Genomic DNA, 8,948 nt, shown 5'->3' on the forward strand with positions numbered 1-8,948 from the left:
CAAACGTTTCGGGCCCCCGCCCTGCACCCGGTCGGCCGCTCCCTCCACGAGGAAGCGATACCGACCGGTCAGGCGGGCGCACCGGCTGCTAAAAAGGCCTAGGCTTCGGTCCCGGACTTCCGGTCCTCGCCGTCGCCACCACCCAGGAAGTCGCCGCCGAAGCTGCGCTGACGCTCCGGGGGCGCGCTCTCCAGCAATTCCACGTCCAGGGCCAGCGACTGGAGTTCCTTGAGGAGCACGTTGAACGACTCGGGCAGGCCGCTCTCCAGGACGTTGTCGCCCTTGACGATCGCCTCGTACATGCGCGTGCGGCCCACCACGTCGTCCGACTTGACGGTGAGGAACTCCTGCAGCGTGTACGCCGCGCCGTAGGCCTCCATCGCCCACACTTCCATCTCTCCCAGACGCTGGCCGCCGAACTGGGCCTTGCCGCCCAGGGGCTGCTGCGTGACGAGCGAGTAGGGCCCGATGGAACGGGCGTGGATCTTCTCGTCCACCAGGTGGTGCAGCTTGAGCATGTACATCACGCCCACGGTGACATTCTGGTCGAACGGCTCACCCGTGCGACCGTCGAAGAGCACCATCTGGCCCGAGCGGGGCAGGCGGCCTTCGTCGAAGAGAGCGTGCAGCTCCGTCTCGCGGGCGCCGTCGAACACCGGCGTCGCAACGTGGATGCCCTTCTTCAGGCGACGGCAGAGGTCCTGGACCTCCTGGTCGGACAGGCCGTCCACGAAGTCGCCGAAGGCCTTGTCGTCGTACACGGTCTTCAGCTGCTTCTTGAGCTGCTCGCCGCTGAAGTTCTCGTCGAGGTAGCGCTGCAGCTGCTCGCCGACGCCCTTCGCGGCCCAACCCAGGTGGACCTCGAGGATCTGCCCGATGTTCATGCGGCTGGGGACGCCGAGCGGGTTGAGGACGATGTCCACCGGACGCCCGTCCTCCAGGTACGGCATGTCCTCCTCGGGGAGGACGCGGGACACAACGCCCTTGTTGCCGTGGCGACCGGCCATCTTGTCGCCCACCGCCAGCTTGCGCTTGATGGCGACGTACACCTTCACCATCTTGATGACGCCCGGAGGAAGCTCGTCGCCCTTCTTGATGCGGGCAATCTTCTCGCCGAAGGCCAGCTTCACGGCCTCCTTCGTGTCTTCCAGGCTGCGCAGGATGTCGCGCAGGCGCGCGTCCAGCGGCTCACCGACGGAGATCTCGCCCCAGTACTTGTAGGGCACCGTGGTCAGCAGCTCGTCGTTGAGGATGTCCCCCTTCTTCAGGAGGATCTTCCCCTTGTCGTCCACGAGCTTGCCCTGGACCTCCTTGCCGCGAACCAGGCCGCGGAGGCGGCTGTAGGCGGAGTCCTGGAGGACCTTGATCTCGTCGTTCTGATCCTTGAGGAGCTTCGCCTCCTCCATGGACTCGATCTGCTTGGCGCGCTCGTCCTTCTCCACGCCCTTGCGGCTGAACACCTTGGCGTTGATGACGGTGCCCACGACGCCCGGAGGCACGCGCAGGGAGCTGTCACGCACGTCGCCGGCCTTCTCACCGAAGATGGCGCGCAGCAGCTTCTCTTCGGGGGAGAGCTGGGTCTCGCCCTTCGGGGTGATCTTGCCCACCAGCACGTCGCCGGGCTTCACCTCGGCGCCGATGCGGATGATGCCGCTCTCGTCCAGGTCCTTGAGGGCTTCCTCACCCACGTTCGGGATGTCGCGGGTGATCTCCTCCTTGCCCAGCTTGGTGTCGCGCGCGATGCACTCGAACTCCTCGATGTGGATGGACGTGAAGACGTCCTCCTTGAGGATGCGCTCGCTGAGCAGGATGGAGTCTTCGAAGTTGTAGCCCTGCCACGGCATGAACGCGACGACGATGTTCTGTCCCAGCGCCAGCTCACCGGTCTCGGTGGCCGGACCGTCCGCGATCACGTCGCCCTTCTTCACCCGGTCACCCTTGCGGATGATGGGCTTCTGGTTGAGGCACGTGTTCTGGTTGGAGCGCTGGTACTTGAGCAGGTTGTAGATATCCACCTCGCTCGACACGTCGCTCAGGGCCGCGTTGGAGTCCGCCTTCACCACGATGCGGCTGGCGTCCACCGACTCCACGATGCCGTCGCGGCGCGCCACGCAGGTGACGCCCGAGTCGCGGGCGACGATGGCCTCGATGCCCGTGCCCACGAGCGGCGCGGACGTGCGCAGCAGCGGCACGGCCTGACGCTGCATGTTGGAGCCCATGAGCGCGCGGTTCGCGTCGTCGTTCTCCAGGAACGGGATGAGGGAGGCGGCCACCGACACCAGCTGGTTCGGGGACACGTCCATCAGGTCCACGTCCTCGGCCTTGACCTGGACGAACTCGCCGCTGCGGCGGCTCTGCACCAGCGCGTTGACGAACTTGCCCTTCTTGTCCGTCTCCGCGTTCGCCTGGGCGATGGTGTGCTTCTCCTCCTCGAGCGCCGAGTAGAAGGCCACGTCCGCCGTCACGCTGCCCGCGTCCACCTTGCGGTACGGCGTCTCCACGAAGCCGAACTCGTTGACGCGCGCGTAGGTCGACAGCGACGCGATGAGGCCGATGTTCGGACCTTCCGGCGTCTCGATGGGGCAGATGCGGCCGTAGTGCGTCGGGTGCACGTCGCGCACCTCGAAGCCGGCGCGCTCACGCGTGAGACCGCCAGGCCCGAGCGCGGAGAGGCGACGCTTGTGCGTCACTTCCGAGAGCGGGTTCGTCTGGTCCATGAACTGCGACAGCTGGCTGGAGCCGAAGAACTCCTTGATGACCGCCGTCACGGGCTTGGCGTTGATGAGATCGTGCGGCATGAGCGTCTCGATCTCCTGGAGGCTCATGCGCTCCTTGATCGCCCGCTCCATGCGAACCAGACCGATGCGGTACTGGTTCTCCAGCAACTCACCTACCGCGCGCACGCGCCGGTTGCCCAGGTGGTCGATGTCGTCGATCGTCCCCTTGCCGTTCTTGAGGTCGATCAGGTAGCGGATGACCTCCAGGATGTCGCGCTTGGTGAGGATCTGGCCATCCAGGGGCTCCTCGAGGCTGAACTTGAAGTTCAGCTTGAGGCGGCCGACCTTGGACAGGTCGTAGCGCTCCGGATTGAAGAACAGGTTGCTGAACAGGTTCGTCGCCGTCTCCGGCGTCGGGGGATCACCCGGGCGCAGGCGCCGGTAGATCTCCATGATGGCCTGCTCGGGCGACTCGATCTTGTCCAGCATCAACGTCTCACGCAGATACGGACCCACGTTGAGGTTGTCGATGAAGAGGACCTTGAACTCCTTGATGTCGCGCTTGAGGAGCTCGTCCACCTTCTCCTGCGAGACCTCCTCGTTGCACTCGAGGATGACCTCGCCGGTGTTCTCGTCCACGACGTCGTAGGCGGACACCTTGGTGAAGAGCTCGTCCGCGTCGATGGGCAGCTTCGTCATCTTCGCCGCTTCGAGCTTCTTGATGGCGGCGCGCGTGAACTTGCGGTTCTTCTTGACGATCAGGTCACCGGACTTGGTCTTGATGTCGCGCGTGGCGCGCTGACCCGGCAGGAGTTCCAGCTCGACGCTCTTCTCGAAGTCGGCGGCGCTCTGCAGGTAGATCGTCTCGGTGGCGTAGTAGTAGTTGAGGATCTCCTCGGTGGAACCCTTGAAGTCGAGCGGGTTCTTCTTCGCCGTGTCACCGACGGCGCCCAGGGCGCGGATGAGCACGGTGGCCGGCAGCTTGCGGCGCCGGTCGATGCGCACGTACAGCAGGTCCTTGTGGTCGAACTCGAAGTCGATCCACGAGCCGCGGTACGGGATGATGCGGGCGTTGTAGAGCAGCTTGCCCGACGAGTGGCTCTTGCCCTTGTCGTGGTCGAAGAACGCACCCGGGCTGCGGTGCAGCTGGCTCACCACGACGCGCTCGGTGCCGTTGATGATGAACGTACCGTTCTGGGTCATCAGCGGGATTTCGCCGAAATAGACTTCCTGCTCCTTCACATCGCGGATCGACTGGGCGCCGGTCTCCTCGTCCTTGTCCCAAACGACCAGGCGCACGACGACCTTGATGGGCGCCGAGTAGGTCATTCCACGCTGGTGGCACTCATCGACGTCGTACTTCGGCTTTTCCAGGTGATAGCTGACAAACTCCAGCGAGGAGGTCTCGTTGAAGTCCCGGATCGGGAAGACGGACTTGAAGACACCCTGAAGGCCAAGGTCCTCGCGCTTCTCCGGGGCAATGTCGGCCTGGAGGAACTTTTCGTAGGACTGCTTCTGGATGTTGATGAGATTGGGAATGTCGATGATCTTCGCGATTTTGGCGAAGGTCTTCCGCACGCGGAAATTGTTCTGGATCTGCGTCGGCATTCGGTCTCCGGAGACGGCTGCTCGGGCGGGGCAAACTTCAGTAACGCGCGGCGGCGCCGGGAAATTTGGCAAATGTCAAATGGGCAAAGCCGGCGCCCCAGCAAAGGGGACGCCGGCCTGCTCATCCAGTCAGGAGGCTGCCCGGGATTTCCCGGAAGAACAGGACAGCCCCTGTCAGAACTACTTCACTTCGACGGTGGCGCCAGCCGCGGTGAGCTGGTCCTTGATCTTCTTGGCGTCGTCCTTGTTGACGCCTTCCTTGACCGTCTTGGGCGCGCCCTCGACCAGGTCCTTGGCCTCCTTCAGGCCCAGGCCGGTGATGGCGCGGATCTCCTTGATGACGTTGATCTTGTTCGCGCCCGCGTTCGCGAGAATGACGTTGAACTCCGTCTTCTCCTCGACAGGAGCGGCGGCGACGGCAGGACCCGCGGCAACGGCAACGGCCGCGGCGGAAACGCCCCACTTGGCCTCGAGGGCCTTCACGAGCTCAGCGGCCTCCAGGATGGTCAGGGAGGAGAGGTCTTCGGCAATCTTGTTCAGGTCAGCCATGGAACTGTGTCCTTCTGGTGTTGACTAACGGCCGGCGACCCAGTGGGTCAGCCCAGCCGTGGGGGTTGCGGTAGAAAAACTTCTCGGGACGATTACTCGGGCTTCGACTTGTCCGCGTTGGCCTGGATGACCCGCGCGAGCTGCGACCCGGGGGCCGCGATGGTCCGAACCAGCTTGCCAGCAGGCTGGGTAAGCATTCCGAGCAACTGCCCTCGGAGCTCGTTGAGGCCCGGCAACTTCGCCAGCGCCTTCACACCGTTGACGTCGACCTTGCGGCCGTCCACCACGGCGCTGCGGACCTTGATGGTCTCCATGTCCTTGATGAAATCCATCAGGATCTTGGCAGGAGCCACCACGTCGTCGTAGCTGATGCACAGGGCCACGGGACCCGTGAAGTCATCCGAAATCACGGAGACGGACGTACCCTCAGCGGCACGGCGCGCCAGCGTGTTCTTGATGACCTTGTACTCGACCTTGCCCTCGCGGAACTTCCGACGAAGCTTGGTCACCGTCTCCACATCCACCTTGGAGAACTCGGCGACCACCGCGGACTTGGTCCGGGCGAACTTCTCGTGGAGTTCCTTGATCATCACTTCCTTCTCGCTCTTCAGCACCTTGACTCACCTCCTTTATGGCCCGACCTGACGGTCGGGCGTGATGCCTGGGCCAAAGTGGCAGAGCGAGGGAGGAGCCTCCGAGAGGCACCACACCGCACCTCCAGTCTCGGCAGGGCTGACCTTGCGGCCGTTTGAACCTGGAGTGGAATGAACGCCCGACCGGTTGCCCGGTTCCCAACGGACGCGTCTTCTTCCCTTCCAGGTCCCTGCTGTCATGAACCAGGTCGGAACGCCGCGTCTCTCGACATGGCGCTCCAATTGCAAAAGCCGGGGGCCTATACCCCCGGCTTTCGCAAAGATCCAGCACTTTCTATGAGACCGACGTTCAGCAGGCGACAGGACGGACACTCCCCGTCAGGGAGCGCACCTTTTCCGGCCCGCTGGCGCCGCGAACTAGCGGTGGCGCGCCAGGATTTCGGTGGTGTCGAGCTTGATGCCCGGCCCCATCGTCGTCGAGATGGCGATGCCCTGCAGGTACACGCCCTTGGCGGTGGCCGGCTTGAGCTTCATCACCAGGTCCACCAGCGCGTTGAAGTTCGCCTCGAGCTTGGCCGTTTCGAAGGAGGCCTTGCCCATCTTCGCGTGGACGATGCCCGCCTTCTCCGCGCGGAAGTCGACCTTACCGCCCTTGGAGTCGCGGATGGCCTTGGCGACGTCCATGGTGACCGTGCCGACCTTCGGGTTGGGCATGAGGCCGCGGGGACCGAGCACCTTACCGAGGCGACCGACCACGCCCATCATGTCCGGCGTCGCGATGACGGTATCGAAGTCGAGGAAGCCCTCCTCGATGCGCTTCTGGAGGTCCTCCGCGCCCACGATGTCGGCGCCGGCGTTGGCCGCCTCGGTGGCGCGCTCGCCCTTGGCGAACACGGCCACGCGCACGGTGGCGCCGGTACCGTGCGGGAGCACCACGGCGCCACGGACCATCTGGTCCGCGTGCTTCGGGTCCACGCCCAGGTTGATGGCGACATCCACCGTCTGGTCGTACTTCGTCGCACGCGACTCGACCGTCTTCTTCAGCAGCGCGAAGCCCTCGGCGACGGGGTAGCGCTTGTTGCGGTCCACCAGCTCGGAGGACGCGCGGAACTTCTTTCCATTGGTAGCCATGGCAGGAATCCTTGAGAGAGGGGGCGGGCTAGCCGACGACTTCGATGCCCATGGAGCGCGCGGTGCCAGCAATGGTGTTCATGCAGGCTTCGAGGGACGCGGCGGTGGTGTCCTGGATCTTCTTGTTGGCGATCTCCTCGAGTTGCTTCCGGGTGATCTGCCCCACCTTCTCCTTGCCCGGCTTCTTCGCGCCCGAACCCTTCTTCTTCTCCGTGTGGAGACCCGCGGCCTTCTTGATGAGGATGGCGGCGGGAGGCGTCTTCATGATGAAGGTGAAGGAGCGGTCCGCATACACGGTGATGATCACCGGGATGATGAGACCTTCCTTCGCCTCTGCCTGCGTCTTGGCATTGAACTGCTTGCAGAACTCCATGATGTTCACGCCCTGCTGACCGAGGGCGGGACCAATCGGCGGGGCGGGGTTCGCCTTGCCGGCGGGAATCTGCAACTTGACCTGACCTGTGATCTTCTTCATCGGCGGACTGCTGCCTTTCGATGGGGTGGTTCCAGCGGGTCGCCAGACGGGACGACCCTCCCACCCGTTGATCCGCGCCCGTCATCCGGACGCGGAAGCCTGTTTAGCCGGTGGTCTTCTCCACCTGCATGAAATCGAGCTCCACGGGGGTCGCACGACCGAAGATGCTGACGAGCACGCGCACGCGGCCCTTCTCCGGGTTGACCTCCTCCACCGTGCCGTTGAAGTTGGCGAACGGGCCATCGATGACGCGCACCGTGTCGCTCGTCTCGAACTGGACCTTGGGCTTGGCCTTGTGGGCGCCCTCGGTCACCTGGGCGGTGAGCCGAGCGACCTCCGCGTCCGACATGGGACGGGGCTGCTCATTCTGCCCGACGCCCGGGAAGCCGGTCACCTTGGAGGTGTTCTTCACCAGGTGCAGGGTCGTGTCGCTGAGCTCCATCTGGACGAAGATGTAGCCCGGGAAGAGCTTGCGGCGGGTGGTCTTCTTCTCGCCGTTCACCATCTCCACGACCTGCTCCATGGGGATGAGGATCTCACCGATCAAGTCCTGGTCCTGCAGGCCCTTGAGGCGCACCTGCTCTTCCAGGTTCTTCTTCGCCTGGTTCTCGTAGTTCGAGTAGGTCTGGACGGTGAACCATTTCTTCGCCATTACAGCTTCCCCCACAGGGCAGGCAGCCACTCCACCATCAAGTTGTACGCGACGGTGTCGATGCAGAAGAGCAGGATGGCCGCCACGAGCGAGGCGACGACCACGGCCATGGTCGAAGCGCGGGTCTCCGACCAGGTAGGCCAGGTGACCTTCATCAGCTCGGACGCCACGTCGATGGACAGCGCGTGCGTGCGGGGGTGGAAGTAGGCCGCCAGCACCAACCCCAGGGCCACGGCGTAGCCCACGAGGGTCGATACTCGCCAACCCAGACCTTCGAAGAGCTCGACGTCGCTCCAGCCGAACCGGCTCCAGAGCAACCCGAAGACGTGCTCCAGGAAGAGGGCCAGGACGATGCCGGCGACGAGATAGAAGATGACCACGAGCCGCTTGGGGTCGATGCCCGAGCGGTTAGCCTGCTGGCTGGCCTCAGTTGCCGTCGCCATGGTGCCTCACGAGGGACTGCGGAAGCTGGACTGCGAAAAGGCAGGGACCCCCGGCACCGCTCGGTACCGGGGGTCCCTGTACTGAAGCTGGCAGGCCAGGAGGGATTCGAACCCCCAACACGCGGATTTGGAGACCGCTGCTCTACCGTTGGAGCTACTGGCCTAAACCTTCATGGAACGCGCGACCTAGACCTTGCCTTCCTTGTGGTCCGTATGCTTGCGGCACCGAGGGCAGAACTTGCTCAACTCGAGCTTGTCCTGGCTCTTCCGCTTGTTCTTCGTGGTCGTGTAGTTCCGCTCTTTGCACGTGGTGCACTCGAGCGAGATGATGGAACGGTTACCCTTCGGCATGGCTCATTTCACCAGATGCGAGAGGGGAAGGCTACAAAAGCAGCCCTCCCCTCGGCAACTCAGTGCCCGTGGAAGCTGGTCGGCGTGAAGCCGATCAGGCGATGATCTCCGCAACGACGCCCGCGCCCACCGTACGGCCACCCTCACGAACGGCGAACCGCAGCTCCTTCTCCATCGCCACCGGGGTGATGAGTTCCACCTCGATCGCGATGTTGTCGCCCGGCATCACCATCTCGACGTTGTCCGGCAGCTTCACCGTCCCCGTCACGTCCGTCGTGCGGAAGTAGAACTGCGGGCGGTAGCCCTTGAAGAACGGGGTGTGGCGCCCACCCTCTTCCTTCGACAGCACGTAGATCTGCGCCTTGAACTTGGTGTGCGGCGTGATGGAGCCCGGCTTCGCCAGCACCTGGCCACGCTCCATGTCCTCGC

At 64.1% G+C, this 8,948-nt stretch carries 8 protein-coding genes, 1 tRNA gene and 1 pseudogene; all 10 read right to left on the reverse strand.

Features of this window, described 5'->3' with window-relative positions:
* Window positions 1–98 precede the first annotated feature (98 nt).
* Complete coding sequence (gene rpoB / locus D7X74_RS13900; RefSeq protein ID WP_120533434.1) at window positions 99–4,325, reverse strand: DNA-directed RNA polymerase subunit beta; 4,227 nt, start codon at window positions 4,323–4,325, stop codon at window positions 99–101.
* 180 nt (window positions 4,326–4,505) lie between these two features.
* A complete protein-coding gene (gene rplL, locus D7X74_RS13905) occupies window positions 4,506–4,874 on the reverse strand; it encodes a 50S ribosomal protein L7/L12 (protein ID WP_120533435.1) in 369 nt (122 codons plus the stop codon).
* A gap of 92 nt (window positions 4,875–4,966) precedes the next feature.
* Window positions 4,967–5,488, reverse strand: a complete 522-nt coding sequence (rplJ, locus tag D7X74_RS13910) for a 50S ribosomal protein L10 (RefSeq protein ID WP_120533436.1) — start codon at window positions 5,486–5,488, stop codon at window positions 4,967–4,969.
* A gap of 396 nt (window positions 5,489–5,884) precedes the next feature.
* Complete coding sequence (gene rplA, locus D7X74_RS13915; protein ID WP_120533437.1) at window positions 5,885–6,598, reverse strand: 50S ribosomal protein L1; 714 nt, start codon at window positions 6,596–6,598, stop codon at window positions 5,885–5,887.
* A 28-nt stretch (window positions 6,599–6,626) separates the two neighbouring features.
* A complete protein-coding gene (rplK, locus tag D7X74_RS13920; protein WP_120533438.1) occupies window positions 6,627–7,073 on the reverse strand; it encodes a 50S ribosomal protein L11 in 447 nt (148 codons plus the stop codon).
* 103 nt (window positions 7,074–7,176) lie between these two features.
* Window positions 7,177–7,725, reverse strand: a complete 549-nt coding sequence (gene nusG, locus D7X74_RS13925) for a transcription termination/antitermination protein NusG (protein ID WP_120533439.1) — start codon at window positions 7,723–7,725, stop codon at window positions 7,177–7,179.
* Window positions 7,725–8,168 carry a preprotein translocase subunit SecE gene (gene secE, locus D7X74_RS13930; protein WP_120533440.1) on the reverse strand — a complete coding sequence of 148 codons (444 nt, stop codon included), beginning with the start codon at window positions 8,166–8,168 and terminating at the stop codon, window positions 7,725–7,727. The genes nusG and secE overlap by 1 nt, the downstream gene beginning before the upstream one ends.
* A gap of 88 nt (window positions 8,169–8,256) precedes the next feature.
* A tRNA-Trp gene (locus tag D7X74_RS13935) sits at window positions 8,257–8,332 on the reverse strand.
* A 22-nt stretch (window positions 8,333–8,354) separates the two neighbouring features.
* Window positions 8,355–8,519 carry a 50S ribosomal protein L33 gene (rpmG, locus tag D7X74_RS13940; protein ID WP_002617522.1) on the reverse strand — a complete coding sequence of 55 codons (165 nt, stop codon included), beginning with the start codon at window positions 8,517–8,519 and terminating at the stop codon, window positions 8,355–8,357.
* Window positions 8,520–8,613: 94 nt separating this feature from the next.
* Window positions 8,614–8,948, reverse strand: a pseudogene (tuf, locus tag D7X74_RS13945) (elongation factor Tu); the annotation flags it as partial.

Origin of the sequence: Corallococcus sp. CA047B, assembly GCF_003612065.1 — a bacterium.
Taxonomy (GTDB): Bacteria; Myxococcota; Myxococcia; order Myxococcales; family Myxococcaceae; genus Corallococcus; species Corallococcus praedator.